This is a genomic window from Sporosarcina quadrami (assembly GCF_014836615.1).
GTDB lineage: Bacteria > Bacillota > Bacilli > Bacillales_A > Planococcaceae > Sporosarcina > Sporosarcina quadrami.
Genome location: NZ_JACSQN010000002.1, coordinates 15,139 through 40,988 on the forward strand (window position 1 = coordinate 15,139; position 25,850 = coordinate 40,988).

23 protein-coding genes are annotated in these 25,850 nt (G+C 37.9%); 19 read left to right on the forward strand and 4 right to left on the reverse strand.

Annotated features, from left to right (window positions below):
• The first annotated feature begins 133 nt into the window (after nt 1–133).
• Both H9649_RS02030 and H9649_RS02035 read left to right on the forward strand, forming a co-directional pair.
• Nucleotides 134–889: a TerC family protein gene (locus H9649_RS02030; RefSeq protein WP_191692994.1), complete on the forward strand. Its 756-nt coding sequence runs from the start codon at nt 134–136 to the stop codon at nt 887–889.
• A 124-nt stretch (nt 890–1,013) separates the two neighbouring features.
• A complete protein-coding gene (locus H9649_RS02035; RefSeq protein WP_191692995.1) occupies nt 1,014–2,366 on the forward strand; it encodes a TrkH family potassium uptake protein in 1,353 nt (450 codons plus the stop codon).
• Between the two features lie 38 nt (nt 2,367–2,404).
• Here the strand turns inward: H9649_RS02035 and H9649_RS02040 are convergent, their stop codons facing one another.
• A complete protein-coding gene (locus H9649_RS02040) occupies nt 2,405–4,150 on the reverse strand; it encodes a B12-binding domain-containing radical SAM protein (protein ID WP_191692996.1) in 1,746 nt (581 codons plus the stop codon).
• 145 nt (nt 4,151–4,295) lie between these two features.
• Here H9649_RS02040 and H9649_RS02045 point away from each other — a divergent pair, with 145 nt between their 5' ends.
• Both H9649_RS02045 and H9649_RS02050 read left to right on the forward strand, forming a co-directional pair.
• On the forward strand, nt 4,296–5,729 hold the full coding sequence (locus H9649_RS02045; protein ID WP_191692997.1) for an ATP-binding protein: 1,434 nt from the start codon (nt 4,296–4,298) through the stop codon (nt 5,727–5,729).
• Between the two features lie 75 nt (nt 5,730–5,804).
• Nucleotides 5,805–6,245, forward strand: coding sequence for a MarR family winged helix-turn-helix transcriptional regulator (locus H9649_RS02050; protein ID WP_191692998.1), 441 nt, complete (start codon nt 5,805–5,807; stop codon nt 6,243–6,245).
• Nucleotides 6,246–6,304: 59 nt separating this feature from the next.
• Here the strand turns inward: H9649_RS02050 and H9649_RS02055 are convergent, their stop codons facing one another.
• A complete protein-coding gene (locus tag H9649_RS02055) occupies nt 6,305–6,934 on the reverse strand; it encodes a hypothetical protein (RefSeq protein WP_191692999.1) in 630 nt (209 codons plus the stop codon).
• 52 nt (nt 6,935–6,986) lie between these two features.
• The gene (locus tag H9649_RS02060) at nt 6,987–7,172 is read right to left on the reverse strand and encodes a YkvS family protein (RefSeq protein ID WP_191693000.1); all 186 of its coding nucleotides are present in this window, start codon (nt 7,170–7,172) and stop codon (nt 6,987–6,989) included.
• Between the two features lie 245 nt (nt 7,173–7,417).
• On the opposite strand from H9649_RS02060, the gene H9649_RS02065 reads away from it, so the two are divergent.
• The 5 genes from H9649_RS02065 to H9649_RS02085 all read left to right on the forward strand — a co-directional run bounded on the left by H9649_RS02065 (nt 7,418) and on the right by H9649_RS02085 (nt 12,996).
• Nucleotides 7,418–8,353 carry an AAA family ATPase gene (locus H9649_RS02065; protein ID WP_191693001.1) on the forward strand — a complete coding sequence of 312 codons (936 nt, stop codon included), beginning with the start codon at nt 7,418–7,420 and terminating at the stop codon, nt 8,351–8,353.
• Nucleotides 8,353–9,561 carry a DUF58 domain-containing protein gene (locus H9649_RS02070; RefSeq protein ID WP_191693002.1) on the forward strand — a complete coding sequence of 403 codons (1,209 nt, stop codon included), beginning with the start codon at nt 8,353–8,355 and terminating at the stop codon, nt 9,559–9,561. Before H9649_RS02065 ends, H9649_RS02070 begins: the two co-directional genes overlap by 1 nt.
• A complete protein-coding gene (locus H9649_RS02075) occupies nt 9,504–10,736 on the forward strand; it encodes a hypothetical protein (protein ID WP_191693003.1) in 1,233 nt (410 codons plus the stop codon). The genes H9649_RS02070 and H9649_RS02075 overlap by 58 nt, the downstream gene beginning before the upstream one ends.
• Nucleotides 10,737–10,742: 6 nt before the next feature.
• The gene (locus tag H9649_RS02080) at nt 10,743–11,981 is read left to right on the forward strand and encodes a hypothetical protein (RefSeq protein WP_191693004.1); all 1,239 of its coding nucleotides are present in this window, start codon (nt 10,743–10,745) and stop codon (nt 11,979–11,981) included.
• Between the two features lie 145 nt (nt 11,982–12,126).
• Nucleotides 12,127–12,996, forward strand: coding sequence for an NAD(P)-dependent oxidoreductase (locus H9649_RS02085; protein ID WP_191693005.1), 870 nt, complete (start codon nt 12,127–12,129; stop codon nt 12,994–12,996).
• Between the two features lie 43 nt (nt 12,997–13,039).
• Here the strand turns inward: H9649_RS02085 and H9649_RS02090 are convergent, their stop codons facing one another.
• A complete protein-coding gene (locus H9649_RS02090) occupies nt 13,040–13,516 on the reverse strand; it encodes a YkyB family protein (protein WP_191693006.1) in 477 nt (158 codons plus the stop codon).
• A 275-nt stretch (nt 13,517–13,791) separates the two neighbouring features.
• On the opposite strand from H9649_RS02090, the gene H9649_RS02095 reads away from it, so the two are divergent.
• The 10 genes from H9649_RS02095 to H9649_RS02140 all read left to right on the forward strand — a co-directional run bounded on the left by H9649_RS02095 (nt 13,792) and on the right by H9649_RS02140 (nt 25,834).
• The gene (locus tag H9649_RS02095; protein WP_191693007.1) at nt 13,792–15,843 is read left to right on the forward strand and encodes a bifunctional diguanylate cyclase/phosphodiesterase; all 2,052 of its coding nucleotides are present in this window, start codon (nt 13,792–13,794) and stop codon (nt 15,841–15,843) included.
• A 156-nt stretch (nt 15,844–15,999) separates the two neighbouring features.
• Nucleotides 16,000–16,758, forward strand: a complete 759-nt coding sequence (gene fadH, locus H9649_RS02100) for a 2,4-dienoyl-CoA reductase (protein ID WP_191693008.1) — start codon at nt 16,000–16,002, stop codon at nt 16,756–16,758.
• A 79-nt stretch (nt 16,759–16,837) separates the two neighbouring features.
• Nucleotides 16,838–17,074 carry a hypothetical protein gene (locus H9649_RS02105; protein WP_191693009.1) on the forward strand — a complete coding sequence of 79 codons (237 nt, stop codon included), beginning with the start codon at nt 16,838–16,840 and terminating at the stop codon, nt 17,072–17,074.
• Nucleotides 17,075–17,187: 113 nt separating this feature from the next.
• Nucleotides 17,188–17,625 (forward strand): cyclic-di-AMP-binding protein CbpB, encoded by a 438-nt coding sequence (gene cbpB / locus H9649_RS02110; RefSeq protein ID WP_191693010.1) that lies wholly within the window; start codon nt 17,188–17,190, stop codon nt 17,623–17,625.
• Nucleotides 17,626–17,776: 151 nt separating this feature from the next.
• Entirely contained in the window at nt 17,777–19,216 is a 1,440-nt protein-coding gene (locus tag H9649_RS02115; protein ID WP_191693347.1) for an MDR family MFS transporter, read from the forward strand.
• Nucleotides 19,203–20,093, forward strand: a complete 891-nt coding sequence (locus tag H9649_RS02120) for a LysR family transcriptional regulator (RefSeq protein ID WP_191693011.1) — start codon at nt 19,203–19,205, stop codon at nt 20,091–20,093. The genes H9649_RS02115 and H9649_RS02120 overlap by 14 nt, the downstream gene beginning before the upstream one ends.
• Nucleotides 20,094–20,174: 81 nt before the next feature.
• Nucleotides 20,175–22,592, forward strand: coding sequence for a hypothetical protein (locus H9649_RS02125; RefSeq protein ID WP_191693012.1), 2,418 nt, complete (start codon nt 20,175–20,177; stop codon nt 22,590–22,592).
• A complete protein-coding gene (locus tag H9649_RS02130; RefSeq protein WP_191693013.1) occupies nt 22,589–23,515 on the forward strand; it encodes an ABC transporter ATP-binding protein in 927 nt (308 codons plus the stop codon). Before H9649_RS02125 ends, H9649_RS02130 begins: the two co-directional genes overlap by 4 nt.
• The gene (locus H9649_RS02135; protein ID WP_191693348.1) at nt 23,512–24,360 is read left to right on the forward strand and encodes an ABC transporter permease; all 849 of its coding nucleotides are present in this window, start codon (nt 23,512–23,514) and stop codon (nt 24,358–24,360) included. The genes H9649_RS02130 and H9649_RS02135 overlap by 4 nt, the downstream gene beginning before the upstream one ends.
• Before the next feature lie 13 nt (nt 24,361–24,373).
• Nucleotides 24,374–25,834 (forward strand): hypothetical protein, encoded by a 1,461-nt coding sequence (locus tag H9649_RS02140; protein WP_191693014.1) that lies wholly within the window; start codon nt 24,374–24,376, stop codon nt 25,832–25,834.
• Nucleotides 25,835–25,850: the final 16 nt, after the last annotated feature.

The following is a 25,850-nucleotide window of genomic DNA, read 5'->3' on the forward strand; positions in this document are numbered from 1 at the left end:
ATAGTCGTCAATACATGGAATTTTCCATCGGTTATGATAGCTGGATTTTCACTTGGAAATTTCTGACTTAGCGAGACCTTTGCCTTTTATTAGGTGAGGGTTTTTTTATATGGAACTATTAGGAGGAAAAAGAGTGGAAGCAATATTATTGGAATATGCATGGGTACTTGTCGTACTAATCGTTTTGGAAGGACTTCTCGCTGCAGATAACGCGGTAGTCATGGCAGTAATGGTAAAACACTTGCCAAAAGTCCAGCAGAAGAAAGCGTTATTCTACGGATTATTAGGTGCATTTGTTTTCCGTTTTGCAGCTTTGTTTATGATTACGTTCTTAGTGAATATTTGGCAAATACAAGCATTAGGAGCCGCTTATCTTCTTTTCATCTCCATAAAAAGCTTGTTGGACAAAGGAAAAGATGACAACAGTTCGACATCAAAAAAACCACGCAAACAATCAGGGTTTTGGATGACTGTTCTCAAAGTCGAGTTAGCAGACATCGCATTTGCACTCGATTCAATGCTGGCTGCAGTTGCGCTAGCTGTTACGTTACCGGAACTTGGGAACTTTCATATCGGAGGCATTAATGGTGGACAATTCATCGTCATGCTTATAGGTGGGATTGTCGGTCTTGTCTTAATCCGATTTGCGGCAAAACAATTTGTTGTCTTATTGGAAAAATTCCCTTCTCTAGAAACGGCTGCTTTTTTAATTGTCGGCTGGGTAGGAGTCAAGCTTGTCGTGTTAACATTGGCGCATGAAAAACTTGCAATTATTGATACGTCATTTCCACACTCCACGACTTGGAAGTTAATATTCTGGATTGTACTTGCTGGAATTGCAATAGGTGGTTATTTGACAGCTTTCCTACAATCACGTAAAAAAGCATAATCATTTCTGATCGGTACATGCTGAATATGTGCCGATCTTTATTTTTTTGGACAAACCTTTCTTTTTGGCGTAAAGTTCTCTAAAATGGAGAGATGATTCACTCATTGAAGAAAGGTATGGTGAAATGAAAAAGCTCACTAGAGAAAGTTTGCATAGATTTACACCCGCGCAAGTCATTGTGTTCTATTATTTTCTGGCAATCGGCTTTTCTTTTCTATTGCTGAATCTGCCCGGGGTTTACTTGCCTGGGGTTCATGTAAGCTTTATTGATAGCCTTTTTACTGCGGTTAGCGCAGTGAGTGTGACAGGATTGACACCAATAAGTATAGGTGGCACATATTCTGTATTCGGTCTATGCATGCTCATGCTTGTTCTGCAACTTGGTGGCATCGGTATTATGTCAATTGGTACGTTTTTTTGGTTGCTTATTAAAAAGCGGATAGGGCTTCGTGAACGACAACTGATTATGGTCGATCATAATCAGTATTCTTTTGCTGGAGTCGTCCAGCTTATTAGACAAATCGTGTTAATCATTTTTCTCATTGAAGCAATAGGAGGTATCATTTTAACCGTTTATATTATGAGGTTTTATGATTCGTTCAATGAGGCATTGTTGAATGGTATGTTCATGGCTGTATCAGCAACTACGAACGCAGGATTCGATATTACAGGCGAATCGATGAAGCCATACTTTAATGATTATTTTGTTCAGTTCATTCTAATGACGCTTATCATACTGGGGGCAATTGGTTTTCCAGTACTTATAGAAGTGAAAAGTTTCTTTTCGAAGAAGGTTCCGCATTTCCGCTTCTCTTTATTTACTAAAATTACGACTGCCACTTTTGGAATTTTACTCGCATTTGGTGCGATTATGATCTTCATTTTAGAATCTTTTCATTCTTTCAAAGGACTCGCCTGGCATGAAAAAATCTTCACTTCTTTATTCCATTCTGTATCTGCGAGATCTGCAGGATTGACGACTTATGATGTGACACAATTTAGTGATGCGACAGATATTTTCATTTCATCGTTAATGTTCATTGGTGCTTCACCAAGTTCTGTAGGTGGGGGAATTCGGACGACTACATTCGCAATAGCTATTTTATTTTTGATTAATTTTGCGCGTGGAAATGATGTTATTAATATTTTTAGACGTGAAATTAAGTTAATCGATGTTTATCGTTCCTACGCAGTTATTCTTTTAGCCACGATGATGGTTATGACAGCATTGCTCATACTACTTATCACAGAAAGAGAACTGCCCGTCGTCGCTTTACTATTTGAAATCACTTCAGCTTTTGGGACCTGTGGAATGTCGCTTGGCATCACGTCAGATTTATCCGTTATAGGAAAATTAATCATTATGATACTCATGTTCATTGGGCGAGTAGGTCTTATTTCTTTCCTTTATACACTTGGAGGCAAGCAAAACAAAAGGCCGTATTCCTACCCTAAAGAACGGGTCATTATCGGGTAATATAAAAAGCATCTTCCGTTTGTGGAAGATGCTTTTTGTTATACAGAAACAGTAGATAAAAAATGGAATTGCGGCTTGTGTCCTTTGTTGAAAAATGTCACGAGGAAACCATCTTCTTTTATAATACTTGAATTATCATTATCTGAAGGCCTCACTGCAACAGATGTAATGAATGTATGCTTTCTAATATTACGTTCATTTAATCGTGTCGGTGTAGAAAGACTGTTTAATAGCTCTGTATTTTGCAAGACTGATCGTTCTAGACTTGCGAGCATATCCTGATCTAGCGAATCATTCCACCAAATATGACGCGGCTGGAAAGTATGGTGCGCTAAATAATCGATCTTCATTAGGCTTCTAATAACATTCATGTCTCCATTGTATGAAACAGTCAAAAATTCTTCAAGTCGGGTGTACAAGTCTTGAAGCTGATGACCGATTCTGGACCATCCTTTTGTTTCCCAAAAAGTGCCGAACTGTTGGAAGAAATCAAAAGGTGTTTCGAAAACTTCAGATACTAAGTACTCAACTGTTCTCGGCATTCTATTGTCATTCCAGTATTTCTCTAGAACGTCTTCGGTCTGTTTAATACGGAGTATATCATCGAACGTCAACACATTGTTAGAGAGGATCTCGTAAGGTGCTTCATCGATATAAGTGTAGCCGTACTGTTCAGCTTGAATGCGTAGTCCAGTCCCGCGTAACAGTTTAAGGAAGCCGAGTTGAAGCTCTTCTGGACGCATTTCAAATACTTCATTGAATGTATTTCTGAATGAATGATAATCTTCTTCTGGCAGTCCCGCAATCAAGTCGAGATGCTGAGCGATTTTGCCACCCTCTTTTACCATCGTGACCGTGCGGGATAATTTCTCGAAGTTCTGTCTGCGTTGAACTAGTTCATTCGTCAAATCGTTCGTCGATTGGACACCGATTTCAAAGCGGAATAATCCAGTTGGAGCATTTTCATTTAGGAAATTAATAACTTCAGGTCTCATAATATCTCCAGTGATTTCAAACTGGAAAACCGTCCCAGGGAGGTGCTCATCAATGAGGAACTGAAACATTTCCATCGCATAACTTCTACTAATATTAAAGGTTCGGTCAACGAACTTTATCGTTTTCGCACCGTTTTTCATCAAATAACGAATATCTTCCTTAACAGCATCCCTATTGAAGTATCGAACTCCGACCTCTATTGAAGACAGACAGAATTGACAGGAGAAAGGACAACCTCTGCTCGTTTCAATATAAGTGACTCGGTTGGCGAGTTGGTTTACATCTTCTTTAAAACGAAACGGGGAAGGGAGTTCTCGCAAGTCCAGTTTGGGACCAGGTGCTGTCGCTCTCAACAATCCGCCCTCCATATAAGCAATTCCATTTACTTGGTCAAGCGCGAGTTTACCTGCATGATAATCAAGCAATTGTTTGAAAGTCCTTTCTCCTTCACCTATAACGATGAAGTCGATTTCTGGCACTTTCAGTAACCACTTGTCATAGTCATAAGTCACTTCAGGTCCACCGGCAATAATAACAATATGAGGATTGGTCTTTTTTAGAATTCGCATTACTTTAATGGATTCTTCGATATTCCAAATATATAAACTGAAACCTACGATATCTGGTTTTTTTTGATAAATATCTGATACAATATTCATAATGGGATCTTTAATCGTATATTCTGTAATAATCGGTTCATATTCAGGCATGGCATATGATTTTAAATTCCTTATAGCCAAATTGGTATGAATGTATTTTGCATTTAACGTTGTCAGAACTGTACGCATGATCGGGCTCCTTTAGTTTTTAGTACTTAATATCTATTTTATATCATTTGTCGATATGAAATAATCAGAATTAATTGCGGTAAATCGAATGCATCAGCAGGAGTTATTTGTCATAAAATCTATCATCGTCATAGGAGGTGTCAATTTGAATGATTATGATGAAATGAGAGATAGTTTTTCTTTCCTTATAGATGACTATATACAACCAAGTCTCATTGTACATCTAAATGGAGATGTCTTGCATGTAAATGAGCCATTTAAAATACTTTCGGGTAAGTTGGCGACGCTGAAAATAAAGTCAATCATTGATAGTGCCTCTGAAAGAGCATTTCGTGCTTTTGTTACTAAAGCTGCTGCTTCAAAAGTGACTTTGGTTAACTCAATCCCAACTACAGTTTATCTAAATGAGACTTACACGGGTGAAATGCACGTTTTATCAAATCCCGGCCATCCAATTATTATAATGAAATTTAAAATTGAAACCCGAATTGGCAGTCTTTCCGTAAAAAAATACATTAATGCCTTCAACCGATCATCCAATGCTATGGTTCTTGTCGATGAACAAGGAATCATCCAAGATGTCAATATTGGATATATAAATCTATTTGATAGTAGTAAAGAAGATATGATTGGAAAAGAATTTACTACGATTATCGATTTGATCGACCCTGAAAATGATTATGATTATAGTAGTTATTTTGCTAGCGTCAAAAACCTAGGAATTATTAAGTCGACGAAAGCATATCAACGTTCAATTGATGATATAAGGCATTATCATATTACTACTACTTACGATAAAGAGACAACCTTATTTTTTGTTGAGATTGAAGATTGTACAGAAAAAGAGAATTTGCAAGTACAATTGGCTCATTCGGGTTCTTTATCAGCAGTGGGACAAATTGCTGCTAGCATCGCACATGAAATTAGAAATCCTATTACTACATTAAAGGGTTTTACTCAACTATTGAAGGCTAGCGCAACTGATGAGTCGATTCGTTATATCTCTGTAATTGAAGATGAAATTGATCGTATGGAGTCGATTCTTAGTGAAATGTTATTATTGTCAAAGCCTATTACAAAAAAGAAAAGCATCTTTTCTTTGACTAGTCTTATTTGTGATATGGTAGAGATATTAAAACCAAAAGCGGTCATGGATGAAATTGAGATTGAAACTTTATTAAACGATAAACAAGATGCTTTTATTTTTGGTGATTCAGATAAATTTAAACAGGTTCTACTAAATCTATTCAAAAATGCATTAGAATCGATGACAAGTGGTGGGAAATTATCAATTAAACTGTCAGAAGTGGAGAGCGAATTTATGCTGTCCATACAAGATACAGGGACAGGAATGTCTCGTCATCATTTGAATCAGGTATTCATGCCATTTTTCAGCTCCAAAACAGGTGGAACAGGACTAGGTCTACCATTCGTTTTAAAAATCGTTGAAGAGCACGGTGGGACTATTTCTGTAGATAGCCAAATTGACAAGGGTACACAATTCATTGTTACATTGCCTAAGGGGAATAGTATGGACAAACAAGTGAATAGTTCGGGAAGTCATTCTGTATATTCATAGTCTTATGAGTGTCAGATGTCTATGTGCGTAATATTTTGATATTCAAACAGTGAAGTTAGAAGGTGGAATTTAGGAATGGAAAGAGATACTGACCGTGCATTGAAGTTGTTTATTGTCCTTTCAAGAGCGAGTAAGGTCATTTTGGAGGAATCGAACCGCTTAATAGAAAAACATAATCTTAATCCTTCAGAGTTTGCTGTACTTGAACTGTTGTATCATAAAGGACCACAACCAATTCAAAAAATTGGTCAGAAAATTCTTCTTCGAAGCGGATCTATGACTTATGTAGTGGACAAACTCGAACAGCGAGGATTGCTTCAGAGGCTAACAAATGAAGAAGATAAAAGAATTACATTTATATCAATAACTTCTGAAGGAAAAGAACTAATACAAGAAATATTCCCTAACCATGGAAAGTGTATACAAGAGATGATGTCTGTTCTGACAAACGAGGAACAGGTGTTAGCTATTGAACTTTTAAAAAAGTTAGGATTGTCGATAAGAAACCTATCGTGAATTATTAAAAAACCAAATAACTAATAAAAGCCGAACAGATTTTACTGTTCGGCTCTTCCTCATTTTATTGTCTTGCCCATATTTAAGAAGTCTGTCTTATACTGCTCATCGAGCGTATCATAAATGGTTAGTCTAACTATTTTATTATCTGTTTCATAGAGTATTCCTGTTACAGGACCTTCATTCGTATCGACAGTGTATGATTTTACGTTTTTCATACCACTTCCAGCATCTTCTTTAAAGATATCAGTTGTCTCAGTAGGTTCTACACCTTCACTCGATGCCTTTAACACTTCTTGCATATTTTCTAATAGATATTCATAGGAATCTTCTTCTTGTTGTTTTGTTTCAATACGCATAAAAGCAGAAGAGTTTTCATCAGAATAAAGGCTGTCTCTGCCAGGTTCTTCGCTAGTCAGAGTAAATCCGGGCAAAACGCTGATCGTATAGTCTTGTGCGTCGCTTTGAGTCGTTATTGCGTCCGTCATTGCTGTGTTCGATGTGCTTTCCTCGTTTTGATTGTCGGTATTCGTTTCAGATGATTGACCGTCTGAAGCATTGTGTTTTTCAACTTCACTTGTAGAATTTGGTTTTGAATTGTTTGTAGATGACTCACCATTAGCACCGCATGCAGATAGAAGCAGTGCAGCTGCAAATCCAGTGTATAAGATTTTTTTGTTCAGTTTCATTGAAAATCGCCTCCTCATAATTATTGGACGAGTAGTGAAGTAAAATGTTTCATTAATTATTATTAAATTTAATTGTATATCGCTTGTGATTTACTACTGTTTTTTCTTCCAACTCCAGTTCCTCAAAGTTATCCATAATCGTTAGATCTACGATGACTGAGTTTTCGTTTACCTTTTCTACAATCCCTTGTAATCCATCTTTAAACTCTATAATATTTCCAACTTCAGCTATTTTCATAGGTAACAGCTCCTTTAACTGATTATCCTTTATAGTGTGCCTTAAATTAATGTCTACGTAAAGTGTTTAATGTGAAAATAAAATAAGTGATTTTCATTAATCAAATTTCTATTGTAAATTTTCTATTAAATCTGCTATAATAGTATATTACGAGTAAATTATTTTTTTAACTATTTTTTAGTTAGCATTACCACATAAACTATTACTAGTAAACAGAAATAGACCAAAGGGGAAGGGTGTTTAAATTGACGACAATTAATGAATTTAGAAATGAGCTTAATCAAGCAGTCATAGGCAGAGAGAAAGAATTCGATCTTATGCTAATTGCATTGCTTCAAAAGGGGCATGTATTACTTGAGAGTGTTCCGGGCTCCGGAAAAACAATGATGGCAAAAAGTTTTGCGAACGCTTTCAAAGGAGATTTCAAGCGAGTTCAGTTTACTCCTGACGTATTGCCGTCAGATGTAACGGGCATTCGTTATTTTAACCCTCAATCCCAAGAATTTGTACTTAAGGCAGGTCCTATACAAACAAATATCTTATTAGCGGATGAAATTAATAGAGCGACACCCCGGACGCAATCCAGCTTACTTGAATCCATGGAAGAGAAGCAGGTCACAATCGATGGAGAAACTCTTCCATTGCCAAATCCGTTCATGGTCATAGCAACACAGAACCCGATTGAATCTCAGCAAGGGACATTTCCGTTGCCAGCTGCGCAACTGGACCGATTTCTATTTAAATTGACTATAAATTATCCGTCTTTCGAAGAAGAGCATGATATTCTGCGACAATACGGACATAAGCCGGGTGAAATTAGGACAACTAGTATAGTTGATGCCGATACAGTTAAGCAATGGGCTTCTGAAGCGGGGGAAGTTATAGTACATGAAGATGTAGAGAGATATATATTGAAAATTGTCCGCGCGACTAGAGAACATCCGTTTTTGGAGCTCGGCTTAAGTTCTCGTGCAGCTCTTGCGATATTGCAGGCAACACGTACTTATGCTTATTTGCAAGGACGCTCCTTTGCAACCCCAGATGACGTAAAAATGATTTTACCTCCTGCTACATTGCATAGAATGGAATTGTCTACTGAAGGAGTCCTGACTAAGAAAATAGAAGATGTATTGAAAGAAATTACAAACTCAGTTACAGCACCTCTAGAGGCGACTGTATAATGAATTGGATACGTTATGAAAATGGATTCAAGACGATTCATAATGGGATGCTCCTTACAGCGACACTTTTCATATTGTGTGCTATTTTTGCAATCTCTACATTGGCAGCTTGTTTTGCTGCCGTCTTTGCTATGCTTGCATTTCAAAATGTGTATTTCTCAAAGTTAGGAGAAGGATTGAAAGTCAACTTCAAGGCTGAGCAACAACGGATTTTAATTGGTCACCATGAAGAACTGATTATGGAGTTTGAAAATGGGAAAATTCCGATTTGGAATGGCACATTAATAATATCTATGGAAGATGCTGTTGCACCGAGACATGAATCCGCTAAAAATTATAGCGGAATTTATGACGTATACATTCCATTTGCCATCGGGAGTAATCAAAAAACAGAAATTCGAGTTCCGCTAGAAGGAAAAAAACGTGGGAAGTCTCAGATTACGCGAGTTTTCTTGGAAATACCCCATTTGTTTGGTGATGGTTCAGTTAATATGGAACTGAAAGATCCGGTCGTTTATCAAAGTCTTGTCTATCCTAAAGTGACAAATTTAGCAAGTGAACTTGCACCTTCTCCCTTCAAACCGGGAGAAACTCAGCAAAGGCAGTCGCTTTTCACAGATCCCTTTCAACCAATTGGAACACGCGATTATGTGCCCACAGATCGGTTTGACCAAATCCACTGGACGGCGAGTGCTCGTATGCAAAAACTGCAGACAAAAGAGTTTCTTCCTGTTAGTGCGCAAAATGTTTTGCTTATGTTGAATGCGTTGGAAAAGGATAGAATGAATGAGGATTTTGAAAAGAAAATTGAACGGATAGTCGCATATGCAGATCATTGCATGAAAAACGACATACCTTACGCTTTCGCTATGAACTTACGGACATTTGGAGGGAGACCGTATCTTTTCTTACCATCTGGTTCGGGCAAGGTCCAATTTCAAATGTTAATGGAGATGCTTGCTAAAATATCGGATAAATACGCAAAACTTCCATTTAATGAAATGATGCAGCATATGGAAAGTACCGGTCAACTTCCTCCTACAATTGTGCTCGTGACTCATGAAAATGACAATATCAAAAGACAAGTTCATCGTTGGACAAAACGCTTTTCGGTTATTGTCGATTCATCATTTGAAGGGATTGAAAACGAATGGAAGAAGCAAGACGTGAAAAGAACTGGAACCAATTCAACTATTCCGAGCGCCTAGTAGTTGAATTGTTTCTCCTAGCTTATGTTTTCGCTTTCTTCTTAGGAGAGACAAACTCCGATATGGCTTACTTTTGGTTTGCCATTTCCGTAATAGGTGGGATAGCTAGTTATTTCATATTTAACGGAAGGAACTACACTATAGGTTTAGGTGGCGGTGTTGCGCTAGTTCTCACTGTTCCACTATTGTTATTCGGTGTACCTCTGTTGAATTTCCTAATCTTCTTTGCCTATACACTATGGAGAATTCAAGCTAACTTTAATCGTTCAAGAATTAAGGGTTGGCCATTCTTAACGATTAATACGTTAGTGTTTTTTTTGATGGCATCTATTGCTAGGTTGCTCTTTGTTTATGGAAACCCAGATCTATTAGTAAATAAGCAAATCATTGTCTATTTACTGTCATCATTCCTCTATTTCTTCATTCGAATGATTACGATTTGGGTAAACAGCAAGCAACTAGGAAACTTTAAATTACGAGATGCTAATAAAGCATTTGGAAAGATCATTAGTTTAGCCGCTCTTGTATTCGTACTAGTCTTTACATTCCTGAAACCCATAAGGCTAGGTATTCTTATATCTTTTGGTTTTGTATTCCATACTGTTTTTAGGGTTTTTGGTGAAGTGTCAAGTCCGATGTTGGATTATATCAGGGAAGAAGCAGAACGGGTAGAGGAAGAGGAAGAACAAGATTATTACATGGAAACTAGAATGCAAGATGAACTGCTAGTTAGCGGAACATCAGTTTCACCATTTGAAATTGCGTTTTATAGTTTTATTTTTGTCGTTTTAATTTCTATTATTATCAATCTGATTAGAAAAAGACAGGAAAAGAAATTTATTGACTTGCAAGATGATTATTCATTGGCATTCAAAGGCAAAAAAGCAAAAGAGAAAGTTAAAAAGCAAATGCTTTATGATTATTCTGCAGCGAAAGATGAAGTACGAAAGAAGTTCGAGAAGTTTGAACTAGTGGCTAAGTCTCATAATTATACGCGCTCACATAGTGAAACAATTACGGAATGGTTCTCAAGGATGGGATGGCAAGAATACAATTTTGTCTGTTTAACCTATAACGACGTTCGTTACGGATTGCATAATCCAACAAACGACGAGTTGGATCGGTTCAATCAAGAATTAAGGAAGTTGACAGAACGCTTCTCTGAAAAGGAGTGAAAGTAAATGCATTCTAATGCGATAGAGAAAGATCGAAACCGGTTTAGCTATTCTGAGCGCTTAGTCGTCGAATTGTTTCTCCTTTCCTACATATTTGTTTTCTTCCTTGGAGAAACGAATAACGGTATGTCCTATATATGGTTAGGCGTTTCAATCATTGCTGGAATAGCTAGTTATTTCTTGTTTAATGGAAGAGATTACTCGTTAGGGCTTGGAGCAGGTTTATCTCTGGTCCTTACTGTTCCATTACTATTGTTCAGTGTTCCGTTCATGAACGTTGTCATATTCTTTGTATATATATTATGGAGAATTCAAGCTAATTTTAACGGGTCAAGGATTGTCGGATGGCCATTTCTAATCGTCAATACATTTGTATTTGTCGCTTTGACTTCAATGGCGCGGCTAATGTTTGCATATCATAATCCTGAATTATTAGTCGAGAAACAGATGCTTATTTATTTACTAACATCTTTCCTTTACTTTTTCATTCGGATGATCACTATTTGGATAAATAGTCGACAATTAGGCAACTTTAAAATGAAAGATGCGAATAAAGCATTTGGTTCTATTATCGGTATAAGTATAAGTGTGTTTTTAGTCATATACCTATTATTAAAACCGTTTAGACTAGCGATATTTTCGATTTTCGGTTTTTTATTTAGTGGGGTCTTTACCGTGTTTGGTAGAGCTGTCGAGCCGATTTTGGATTATTTCCGTGAAGAGTCGGAACGGATTAATGCAGAACTGGAAGAGGAAAGCACTTTCATCGACTTCGAGATGGAAGATGAAGTGAAAATATATGGAGCATCTGCATCGCCGTTTGAATATACTGCCTATATTTTGGCGTTTGTCATACTCATCACAATTGCTGTCATTTTGGTCAGAAAAAGACGTGAAGCAAAGTTACTAGGCAAAGAGAATGTATATTCATTCTCTTTCAGAGGGAAAAAGGGGAAAGAAACTGTCCCGAAACAGCTCACATATGACTATTCACAAGCAAGGGACGAAGTGAGAAAGAAGTTTGAACGTTTTGAGAACGAAGCTAAATCCTATGACTTCGCTCGATCACAAAGTGAAACTGTGAAAGAATGGTTTACAAGGATGGGATGGAGAACAGATAGCGTACTTTTCAACATATACGAAGAAGTTCGCTACGGATCTCATGTGCCTACTGAAAAAGAACAACAACTATTTGATAATTGCTTAAAACAAATTAAAGAAAAGTTTTTCAAAAAAGAGGTTTAGAAAGGTTTGAACCGGGGGATACTATAATTGAACACAGCAACATTCTCATTTCCCCCTTTTGAGGACAGACCCTATTATAGGATCTGTCCTCCTTTTTTTGTGAAAAAAGATTATAATGGATATGAGTAAAGATGGAGGGATACATATGGATAAAAGGAAAATTGCATTTATTGGAATAGGGGTAATGGGGAAAAGCATTGTAAAGCATTTATTGAAAGCTGATCATGAAGTGACAGTATTCACTCGGACGAAAGAGAAAGCAGAAATGCTTGTGAATAATGGGGCGACATGGGCTGACAGTGTTGCGAAGGCAGTGAAGAATGCGGAAATTGTCATCACTATGGTCGGTTATCCGTCCGACGTTGAAGAAGTCTATTATGCTGATGGGATTCTTGACCATGCAGCTGAAGGAGCAATTCTAATAGACATGACAACATCAAGTCCTGCACTTGCGAAGCGTATTTATGCGGATGCGAAAAGTAAAAGACTATTCTCGCTCGATGCACCGGTTTCAGGTGGGGACGTAGGAGCACAAAATGGTACATTATCGATCATGTGTGGAGGCGATCAGGCGACATTTGAAAAGATGGAATTTCTGTTTAAAGTGTTTGGCAGCCAAATCATCTATCAAGGCGATGCAGGAGCTGGACAGCATACAAAAATGTGCAATCAGATTGCGATTGCCACAAATATGATTGGTGTCTGTGAAGCGCTTGCCTATGGAAGAGAAGCGGGCTTAGATCTGGATACTGTTCTTCAATCGATATCGTCTGGGGCTGCAGGTTCCTGGTCATTGTCCAACTTGGCTCCACGGATGATCAAAGAGGATTTCGAACCTGGTTTTTATGTTAAGCATTTCTTGAAAGACATGGATATTGCACTTGCAGAAGCAGAAATCATGAAACTGCCTTTACCTGGACTTCAGATGGCCAGGGATCTATACAATCGTCTGTCAGAAGAAGGTTTTGGAGATAAAGGAACACAGGTTTTATATAAACAGTTAACTGAAAAATGATAAACACCGCTTGCCAGCTCATAACTAGCTGACAAGCGGTCTTTTATCCATCTAAATAAGAAGAACGAAATGTTTGTGTATTACTTACTCTCCTTCGCTTTTGTGACTGTAGTTTGGTCGGAGTCTCATTTTTTGGAGCAATACTTTCACTTTTCTTTTCCTCACCGATATATTCAGCGAGTAACTCTTTCGCCACTTTTAAATTCATGCGTTCTTGGGGATTACGAAAATTTTGGTCTTGGTTGCCTAAGTGAGGAAGTGAAGTGAAATCTTGTTTCTCAGGTAAGGTATGAAAGAGGAAATCACTGCACTTAACGAGCACAGTTGAACTTTGTTGGCTAAGCTGGGGATTATCAATGAAATGTAAGCCTATTTTATGAGCATCACCTACAGTTAAGAGACGTTCAATTGTCTTATTCTTTAAAGCATATAAATCTCTATTATTTGTAGCTGTCTTTGCATGTCTATTTACTGTATATACAGCTATGGCGAGTTGGCGAATCTTTTCTTCTTTGTTCACTTTATACCTCCGTTCCAAGTAAGATTCTTCTATTATTCATTTTACCATAAATGTCATCAAAATAATCTTCTAAAGATTTTTTCTACCATACATTCCATTAGATTCGTAATTATATACGCAAATATTCAGGAATATCTTTTTTTCTTACGATTTAAAAGGTATACTTATAAAATAACAGAGATTACTATTGTATTAGCTTCCAAATGCTCGAATCGTGTTCTTTAAAGTACGATAAACAGGATTACGTAATAGAATTAATATGCATGGAGGCATTCATGGACAGTAAAAACACTACTTTCGAAGACGCACTTAATCTTATAATAAACAATTATGTAACACTTCATCCTCAAAATATGTTCGTAATTATTAAAGGAAATAAACTGGCGGAATGGGAGATTGTATTTGCTAATGAGATTGCTACTGCATTTTTTGGCAGCACACTTCTTAATTGCAATGCGGCTTTGTTTATGGGCGAATTCTGGTCCTTGATAACAAAAGAAATAGATAAAATGGAAAACCAATCAATTAGTAAAACTTACATACCTATTTTTATCGATAACTCACCAAATTTATTTGAAATGGAATTACTGTCAGTAGAAATGTCATCTGAAAAGATGTATGTTATTGAACTTCGCCCACAAATGCAACTCATGGATGAGCAGATAAAAAGAATGGAATTTGAACAAAAGTACAATTCGGTCATTGATCATAATCTTGATCCTTTACTAACAATTGATCCAACTTACCGGATTGCTCATGCCAATCCGGCAGTCCATAAAGCATTTGGCTATAAAATGCAGGAATTGAGAGGACGCACAATAGCGGATTTAATAATGGACGACCAAACAGATTTATTTAATCATTTTTTAAAAATGGCATTCAATGGAGAGTCGATTGAGATTGAGGATATCCGATTCTTTCATAAAAAAGGCCAATATATGCAAACGTACTTGAAAACAGTTCCCGTCACTGTAAACAATGAGGTAATAGAAGTCCATTTAATTTTACGTGACACTTCTTCGCATCATAAGAATAGTGAACGATTACTATTCTTATCTTACCATGATCAACTGACAGGTTTATGGAATAGGCGAGCCTTAAAAGAACATTTTGTTGAGGATGCAGAAGAAGCAAAAAGGACCAATGAAAAGTTATCGTTTATTTATATTGACCTCGATCGTTTTAAAACAATTAATGATTCTATCGGGCGAAATGGAGCAGATGAAATACTGAAGATGATTGCTGAAAGATTAAAGACAGCGTGCCCAAATACTACAAAGCTCTATCGTAACGGTGGAGACGAGTATATTATCACCTTCCGCGATTCTTGTATTGTAAAAACGGAAAAACTCGCTCAAAGAATTCTGAGCGATTTCACAAAACCTTTTTACTTTAATCATCAAGAATATTTTATTTCTTGCTCAATAGGAATTTCAGTTTATCCTGACGATGGATTTGTACTTGAAGATCTTCTGCAAAAAACAGAAAAAGCGGTCATGTATGTGAAAGATCAGGGAAGGTCCCACTATCGATTCTTTAAAGAAGATATGAATGCTTCTTTCACTAATACCGCATTACTGGAATCTCATCTTCGTCGTGCAATTGAATTTGATGAACTAGAAATCCATTATCAACCCCAAGTAAATTTGAAAACGGGATTAATAGATAGTTTTGAAGCGTTATTAAGATGGAATAACCGTAAATTTGGTTTTGTTTCACCAGCAGACTTTATCCCGCTAGCTGAAGAATCAGATTTGATTCTTTCTATTGGTAATTGGGTTCTTGAAGGTGTTTGCAAGCAGCTTAAAGAATGGCAAGACAAAGAATTCCGTCCAGTTCGTATTGCTGTTAATATTTCACCAAAACAATTTAGAACAAGTGACTTCGCGGAGAAAACGGGAGTGCTAATTCAAAAACATGGCATCCATCCTTCTTCATTTGAAGTTGAAATAACAGAAACTGCATTGATGCACATGAATGATACATTAGCTACACTCAAAAAACTAAAAGATATAGGCGTGACAATTTCAGTTGATGACTTTGGGACGGGTTATTCATCTCTAAGTTATTTAAAGCAATATCCAATTGATATTATCAAGATTGATCGATCGTTCATCAAAGATATTGAAATGGATCAAAAAAACGAAGCAATTGCTAAGACGATCATCAATCTTGCCCATAATCTTGGAATGGAAGTCATTGCAGAGGGTGTAGAGAAAGATTTGCAAGCACAAATTCTTAAAGAAGCTGATTGCCACAAAGCTCAAGGATTTCTTTTCAGTAGACCGGTGCCTGCAGGAGTAATTGTACAAAAGTACTTTAATTAGATAAATATAAGCTTTTAACATAAGGGATTTACTTTGTGAATTACAAAGTGAATCTCTTTTTTCTTTATTTCTATATAAGAATGACTGTCGTATTTAATAGAATAGTATGTTACAATTATGAGTGAATATTCATTCATTAAAAAGGGGGATCATTATATGTATGTAGGACAAGTTATGATCGTAACGGGTGGTTCAAGTGGAATGGGGAAATATATGGCGAAGAAATTTGCTGACGAAGGTGCCGATGTAATTATTACGGGTCGCGATCTTGAGAAACTTGAAGTTGCAAAAAAAGAAATTGGGGATAATGCACACATTTTTCAAATGGATGTGAGAAATGTTGAAAATGTACAGGGACTCATTGAGTTTGCGGATAAGACATTTGGCAAAATTGATGGTTTAGTGAATAATGCAGCTGGGAATTTTATTGTGCAAGCAGAAGACCTTTCACCAAACGGCTGGAATTCTGTGATTGACATAGTCTTGAATGGGACATTCTATTGTTCAAGTGCGGTCGGCAACTATTGGATAAAAAAAGGTCAAAAAGGATCGATTTTGAATATGCTTGCGACATACGCATGGGACGCAGGACCAGGTGTTGTCCACTCGGCAGCAGCAAAAGCTGGGGTAATGTCTCTTACGAGAACGTTAGCTGTTGAATGGGGACGTAAATATGGATTTAGAGTTAACGGTATTGCGCCAGGTCCGATTGAGAGAACGGGTGGAGCTGAGAAATTATTCCAATCGGAGAAAGCAGTTCAACGTACAATCAACTCTGTACCGCTAGGTAGAGTTGGTCAACCTGAAGAAATTGCAGAATTAGCAGCATTCATCATGTCCGAAAAAGCATCTTATATGAATGGTGAGATTGTTACGTTAGATGGTGGACAATGGTTAAATCAATATCCTTTTTAATTTTTAAAACCACTATAGTATGATTGCTGCGAATTTATCCATCCTACCAGTGACTTATTGGTAAGGAGGAGATAGAAGTATGATGGACATTTGGTTGATACCTGTTGTAATTGTAATCGCTATTAGTGTTTTTATTGCTGTTAAGTCGGTTAGAAATTGGAATTCGCCAGTAGTCAGGCTTAATGAACAAGATCAGCGTATTCCTGAAGCGATAGAAGATCACCCGTTTACAGTAAATCCAATCATCTGGATTATTGCTATCGTGTCTTTGTTTGTATTGTTTATAATATTTTACTACTGGGCCTCTTCTATATAGAAGAGGTTTTTATATAGTACATCGCTTTTTCAATGAGCCGTTCTCCTTCTAATATGATATGATAGAGTAGTATGAGTTTCATAACAGCTTATGAACTGAAGGAGCGATTCTTTATGATTTCTGTAAATAACAGGGATTTTCTACATGTGCCGATTGCCGATTATATTATTCCGGCTGAGAAAGTGGCGCATGTGCAAATCGGTAACAATGCTGAACACGCCCTTCTCGTCTTAACGAAAACAGGTTATTCTGCAATTCCAGTACTTGATACGAAAAACCACCTAAAAGGGCTACTTGGAATCGGCATGATAACAGATTCCATTTTAGGGATGGAGCGGATCGAATATGAGCGTCTCGAAGACTTGCGAGTCGATGACATCATGGACGTAGCTATTCCTCGGATTATAACAACTGATAAATTCCAAAAGGGGCTAGATCTGCTTATCAATCATACCTTTTTATGTGTTACTGAAGAAGATGGCACATTTGCAGGCATATTGACGAGAAGAGTCATGCTGAAAGAATTTAAGAAGTACATTTACACAAATTAATGAAGTGGGACCGAAAAGTCCATTTATGGAAAGGCTCCTATTAGGAGCCTTTTGCTGTTTAATGGATTATGTAAAGCGAAGTTGAAAGGAGAGTTGTATTTCATTGAAACAGCAGAAAGAAACAAAACGGACATTTGTTCTCATAGCAGTTATGTTAGCCATGTTCGTTGGAGCAGTTGAGGCGACAATTGTATCGACTGCAATGCCGGCAATTGCTGCTGAGTTGGGTGGATTCTCCAGATATAGTTGGATATTTTCATCTTACTTGCTCATGAGTACAGTCACTGTGCTGATATATGGAAAATTGGCTGATGTATTTGGTCGAAAACCTGTATTTTTCTTTGGATTATCCGTGTTTTTAGTTGGTTCAATCCTTTGTGGTCTTGCAACATCCATGGAGATGTTAATTGTCTTCCGCTTAATCCAAGGTTTTGGTGCAGGCGCTGTCATGCCAATTGCGACGACAATTGTCGGAGATATTTATTCGACAGAAGAGAGAGCCAAAATTCAAGGATACTTGTCGAGTGTATGGGGTATTTCAGCAGTTTCCGGACCGGTAATCGGAGGTTTGATTATTCAATTTATGGATTGGAAATATGTGTTTTGGGTTAACATTCCACTTGGTTTATTAGCAATGGCGGGAGTATTCTTTTTTCTCCGTGAACCTAAAATGAATCGTAAAGTGTCTCTAGATATAAAAGGTGCAGTGCTCCTGATGATTTCATTATCAGGATTTCTTTATTGGCTGGTTGAAGGTGGACAATTATTCGAACGTATATCGATCATAAGTTTTGCTATTATTGTACTAAGTATTTCGCTATTTATCTTATTTATCCTTGTGGAAAAAAGAGCAGAAGATCCGATGATGCCTTTTGCAATTTGGAAGAACCCGGTCATACTGTATGCCAATCTTGTTTCATTAACGACAGGCGTAATTTTAATTGGCGTATCTTCATATTTACCGACTTATGTCACTGGAGTTATGGAACAACCTGCTATTATAGCTGGTTTTACATTGACAGCAATGTCAATAGGCTGGCCTATTGCCTCCTCAGTTGCAGGGCATCTATTGATTAGATTTGGTCCTTACACAGTGTCGTTTACGGGTGGTTTGTCTTTGATCATCGGGGCTGTGTTATTTGTCTTAATGAATGCAAGTTCAGGACCATTATGGGCAGCAATCTCCAGTTTTTTCATAGGAGTTGGAATGGGACTGACGAGTACATCATTCATTGTAACGATACAAGGGAATGTAAGCCGAGAGCGACGCGGAGTGGCAACAGCCGCCAATATGTTCATGAGGAATTTCGGAAATACAATTGGCGCGGCAATATTTGGAGCAGTATTGAATGCAACGTTACTAGCCTTATTTAAGAAATCTGGTTTAGATTACAACGTAGATGACATTAATTCATTGTTAACTGAGGAAACTAGGAATACGTTAATCGATGGTAAATCGGAATATTTACAATTTGCACTTGATAGTTCATTGCAATGGGTGTATTGGACAGTGTTGCTATTCGCGGTTATTAGTTTTCTGCTTATATTGCGTATTCCGAAAGGGAAGGTGGTTCAACATGACGACAACTGAACTGGAAATTATAAAAGCTTTAGCGGAAGAAGGAAATATGAGAAAAGCTTCTGAACGCTTATTTCTATCGCAACCAGCTTTATCCCAAAGGTTGCAGACAATTGAGAAAGACTGGGGTTCATTGTTATTCATCCGTTCTCAAAAAGGGTTGGAACCTACGCCAGCAGGTGAACTTGTAATTACGTATGCAAAAGAGACGATTCAGAGGAAAGAGGATACTGCTGAAATGATAGCATCTCTAGCGGATAAAGTTCATGGGACACTGAAGATTGCTTGTGCATCCATTATAGGTCAAACATGGCTGCCGCAAGTTTTAAAGGAGTTTGTGAGAAGATATCCTGATGCTAAAATTTCGCTTATGACAGGGTGGAGCTCGGAAATTATGAAGGCGCTGTATGAAGGAGAGGCACATGTAGGAATTGTGCGCGGACAGGTTGATTGGAAAAGCAGTAAGACCTATTTGTTCAGGGACCGGTTGTATCTGGTTGATCAGGAAATCACTTCCATAGATGAGTTGAAACATACAAAACGTCCATTCATCCAGTTTAAAAGTGATTCAAATTACTATATGGAAATCCAACGGTGGTGGCACCGTCATTTTTCACAGTATCCTGGCAGGCAAATTACAGTCGATCAGATTGAAACGTGCAAACAGTTAGCACTAAATGGAATTGGATATGCAATACTACCGAATATCACGCTGGCGGGGGATGAAAAAGTGAATAAAATCCCCTTGCTTAATAGTGAAGAAGAGTTCGAATTGACACGTGATACATGGTTGATAGGATATGATTCAACTTTTGCTTTAAAACAAGTAAGCGCTTTTACAGAAGTCGTCAATATATATGCAGAAAAGCTCAGAAAAGAATCTGAATAGGCAGGAACTTTACTTGCTTAATAACGTACTAATTATGTAAGGTTTACAGAACTTGGCGAGAGCTAATAGGGGGATTGTGTAATGTGGAAGAAACAGTTGGGAATAATTATAGCACTTTTTGTAGTATGTATATTCCTACCGACTGTCCATGCTTCGGCTGATTCTGCACTGAATGTGAAAGTGACTGCCGGATTTGATGGTAAAGCCAAATATGGTAAAGGCGCGCCAATAACAGTGGAAGTTGAAAACAAGGGAACTTCATCGTTTAGCGGTGATATGGTCATTGACACGCAGCAGACGTATGAATCTGGTGTAGGTGAAGTATTCCCATTGGAACTTGAGGCAGGGGAAACAAAAACAATTACTTTCATTGTGCCGAAGATGTTCGATTTCAATATGTACGGTATGAATACAAAGTCGATATATTTTTACGAAGGTGGTTGGAAAAACGGAAAAGAAATTAAGCATAAAGGTGCGCAACAAATTACGGTTGCGATGTATCATGATGACACGAAAATCATTACAGCATTCACTGATAACATCGATAGACTCTCATTATTAAAGAGTGCTAGATTAGCGAATCATGGGAATTTGCAAATCATTGATGCCTCCAAAATCTCTTCGGTTAAGTTGCCAGATGAAGCATCAGGTTGGGGACCAACAGACATCATTGTCATTGATGAATATCCAATAGCAGACTTAACTTCAGCTGAGCAGGAAGCTCTACTCAATTGGGTACGTGCAGGGGGAATGCTGATTGTTGGTGGATCAGACGATGTAATGACAGAAACGGGAACTTTTGGCGAATCACTTCCATTAACGCTTGGTGAAAGAAAAACAGTAAGTGGAGAAGTTTTCAATGAATGGATTGGCGGCGAAACTTTTGATAAAGAAGTGACAGTTGCAAAGTCGACATTAAACAATGACTCGCACATCATTTATGTAGCTGGTGAAGATATTCTAGCGGCATCTAAACAGCTTGGAAAAGGTTTTGTCATTCAGACTTCTTTTTCATTGGGGGATGAGCCGTTTTCGAAAATGGCAGGCGCATCGAAAGTTTGGAGTAAAGTAATAGATGCGGCAGATCAGCAACGAATGTCGTCAGGTATGACTCCATACTATGATGAACCGATGGAAGCGTTAACTTGGACAATTGGAAACCCTAACGAACTATTTCCATCATTTAAAGTATCTGCACCATTTATATTTGGAGTAATTATTATCTATATCATTTTAATAATACCTATTTTATATTTCATTCTAAAACGGAAAGACAAACGCGAACATGCGTGGTGGATCATTCCTGTTATAGCTATAACAGTTTCGCTTTTCATCTTCTCCTATGGTGCTAAAGACAGAATTGGGAAAGCTCAACTACAACAGACATCCGTTTTTGATGTAGATCAGGACGGAACTCTATCAGGTTATTTTGTTGAATCGGTTTTGACGAACAAAGCCGGAGATTTCCTGTTTTCAGTTCCTAAAGGAGTAACAATATCTACATACACACCATACTCATCTGGTCTGTTCGGCACTTCACAGTCGAACTCAAGCGCGCATAAAAAAGCAATCATTGAACGAGATGCTGCAGGATCGAAGTTGTATTTGCGAGACATCGGTTATTGGAACGTAGCGACAGTGTATGGGCAAGCGACGGTTGAAAATGTCGGAACTTATAAAGTGGATTTATCTGTGAAGGATAAAAAATTGACGGGGGAAGTGACAAACAATTTCCCGTTTCAGCTAAAAGATGTATCCATTTGGTCTGGTGCGAAACAAATTGTATTAGGAGACCTTGGACCAGGCGAAACGTTAAAAGTGGATGAAACATTGAAAACATCAAGTTTAGTTAGAAAACAACCGACAAACTCGATGTATATGGGTCAGAATCCATCATCTACAGATGATTTGATGAAAATGAGGAAAGAAGGAATCATTAGTTTCTCTGGAAACAATATGAACAATCATATGAAACCTACAATTATCGGCTATACAGATTCACAAATTGCTCCGCTTGAAATGGAAGGATCCAAAGCATCTATGGATTCATTGACTATGGTTTCTCAAGCTTTCAGTCCAGTTGTTGAATTTAGTGGCGATATGACAATCGACTCAGAAATGATGACATTGAACCTGATGTCAGAAAAGAATAATATTCAAGCGCATACTTCGGATTATCAAGGAAATATATATTATTTTGATGAAGATACCTATATACAAACGTGGACTGTACCAGATGATTTATTGAAGCAAGTAAGCAAATGGAAATCAATTGATATTTCTAAAATACAAAAAACAATTTATGATGTGAGTATTTTAAATAACCAAACAGGTGAATATGAGCAATTAGCATCTGAAAGAAAACTATCAATCGATTCAGCCGGTCCTTATTTGACAGATGAGGGAACGCTTAGTTTACGGTTAGAATTCATTAACAACCAATATGGAAGTGAAGCTCAACCACCAGAAATCAAGCTTCATGGTGAGGTGAAAAAATGATTGAAATTACTGGGTTGACAAAAAAGTACGGGCAGTTCACTGCTCTAGATAATTTGAACTTGACATTGGATGAAGGAACAGTGTTCGGATTTGTCGGAGCAAATGGTGCAGGTAAATCGACAACTTTTCTCATAGTATCCACTTTGCTACAAGCTACTTCTGGTGATGTGCGCATTAATGGGATTAGTGTTAGAGAAAAACCAGCTGAAATCCGGAAAATGATTGGCTATATGCCGGACTTTTTTGGAGTGTATGATCAGTTGAAGGCGGATGAGTACCTGGACTTCTATGGTGCTAGTTATGGCATTCCTGAAGCAGAACGGAAAAAATTAATCCCTCAACTGCTTGAATTAGTAAATCTAACACATAAGCGTTATGCGTATGTTGACTTGTTATCAAGAGGGATGAAGCAACGCCTATGTTTAGCAAGAAGTTTAATACATGACCCTAAAGTTCTCATTTTGGATGAGCCTGCTTCTGGTTTGGATCCACGGGCAAGAGTGGAAATGCGGGATATTTTAAAAACGCTTAAAAGCATGGGTAAGACAATATTGATCTCATCACATATCCTTCCTGAACTGGCAGAGATGTGTGATGAGATTGGTGTAATTGACAATGGGAAATTGATTGCTCATGGATCGGTTGCAGAAATTCAAAAAAAGTTACAAGGTGAAAAGGTAATTACAGTCCGTTTGGCAGGAGAAGCAGTTCGTCATGTTGACTTTTTTGAAGAGCAACCATTCGTTACAAATATCGAACTCCCATCAGACGATGAACTTTCCTTTACGTATAGAGGTAGTGACGAGCAGCAAATTTCTATGCTGAAAAGTGCAATGAATAATGATCTGCCTGTCGTTTCTTTTAATGAACACGTAACTGATTTAGAAGATATCTTTATGGAAATCACGAAAGGAGCCGACTGACTATGAATTTTTCAAATCCGGTTCTTTCAAAAGAACTAAAGTTAAGGTTTCGGTCATTTAAAGGCTTCAATGGAATACTATTCTTTTTACTTGCAATGTGTATATTTGTATTCGGTTATATTTTTCTGACCGTCAATCTTGGTGGGAATTCTTATTTTAGACCGAGCCAAAGTTTTGTTCTGTTTGCTTTTCTGTCATTCATCCAACTCGGATTAGTGTTATTTACCGCTCCCGGACTAACAGCTGGTTCAATTAGCTCGGAAAGGGAAAAGCAAACTTTGCCGATACTATTGACAACATCTCAAAGTTCTTTTCAGATTATTTCCGGAAAGTTACTTTCTTCTGTTGCATTCCTTTTGCTTCTAATTGTGGCGGGACTGCCGGTCTATAGCCTTGTCTTCCTATTTGGTGGCATTTCACCATGGGATTTCGTGAAAATCCTTGTCTTTCTTTTTGTCACGTTATTAGCGGTAGGAAGTATTGGAATTATGTTTTCAACATTAATCAGAAGGACAATTGTATCGATGATTGCGACATACGGAACGATGCTCTTCTTATCCGTTGTAACGGGTTTTCTATTTATCATAACGATGCAAGTGAAAATGTTCAGTCAGATGGGGACTGTTACTAGTCCTTCATACTTAGGTCATTTCTTGGCATCTATAAATCCAGCCGTATTATTTGCAACTTTTTTATCGCCCGAACTAAACCGAACATTGTCAGAAACGACACTTATCGATTTCCCAATTTGGGCGGGTTATCTACTATTTTATGTTTTACTATCGATAGTTTCTATTTTCATTGCAGTGAAGAAATTACGTGTGAATATGAGACGTCATAAGTGAGGAGGTGTCAAGTATGGAACGGAAAATGCCATTACACCACTATTTAATTAAAACACTTAGAGCGTTGCGCTTTGAACAATCGATTTATAAACTTCAAACAGGCTTGTTCTTTGCCGCTCTCTTATATGCTTTGTTGCTTGCCGCATCCAGACTTTTCGTCTTGCCTTACTACGATTTGATTGCATTATGGGCAGGAGTCGCCACTCTTTTACTGACGATAAGCGTTATTTTCATAAAACGAACAAGAAAAGAAGAAGCACTCTGGCAGTTGGATCAATACTTACCTGATAATCTGCTCGTGACGGCAATGGATCCTGGAGTTAGGAAAAGCGAATTTGCAAATGCAATCGAGCGGCATGCAGTGAAAAATATAGGTGGCGCTTATTTACAATTCAAGAAACGAAAGAAGAATTTTGTTAATGGGAAAATGCTAATTAGTTTTATTGTTTTATTCGGCTTTTCAACATTTCTTTTTATGTTTCCTTCAGCAACACAGGAGGAAGCACAAACCATTGTAAAAGAGAAAGAAATTGCAGAAGAACTGAAGAAAGAAGTTCAACAACTGGCACAGAAAGAAAAAAATCCTGAGTTGCAAAAAGAGCTTATTGAGCTTGCCGAGAAACTTAAGGACACTGCAACGACCGAACAACTTTTGAAGGAATTAGTGAAGAAGCAAAAAGAATTCAAACTGAAAGAACAACGACTGGCGGAAAAGAAAAAAGATGACGCTGCTAGTTTAAGCGACGAGGAAGAGGATCAGTTGGCTCAATTGCAACCCCTTGCAGATAAGTTAGCCCAGCAAGCTGGAAAAACGCAAAGTGCTTTGAATAAAATCGGTAAAGCGCCATCCTTGCCTGCATTAGCTAGCGCAGGGAATAAAAATCCGAGTGGAAATGCACTGCAAGGTTCTACTGGAAAGCCTGGAAGTGGTCAAAATCCTTCTGGTGAACAAGGGCAAGGTCAGGGAGAGAACAAAGGCGAAGGCCAAGGAGATGGCCAAGGTCAAGGCGAAGGTCAAGGGCAAGGTCAAGGGCAAGGTCAAGGGCAAGGCGAAGGTCAAGGACAAGGTCAAGGCCAAGGCCAAGGCCAAGGCGAAGGGCAAGGTCAAGGTCAAGGCCAAGGTCAAGGCGAAGGTCAAGGGCAAGGTCAAGGTCAAGGTCAAGGGTCAGGTCAAGGTCAAGGTCAAGGGTCAGGTCAGGGCCAAGGATCTGGTAAAGGCGGTCGAGATCTCCTTTCCATTCCTGTCGATAGGATTGGTACACCTGGAGATCCTTCGATTGTTGGAGGCGAACTCGGTGAAGGTGAATTCATCGAAGAAAATGAGCGTGAAGGATTGACAGAGCGTGGAACGATAAAACCATACAAAGAAGTCGTGGGCACGTATAAAGATGCCTATCTAAAAGGCGCCGATAAAATGAAGTTGCCTCCAGATCTTCAACGGGTTTTATCTGATTATTTCTCGTCAATTGAATAATTTTTGATAGGAGATG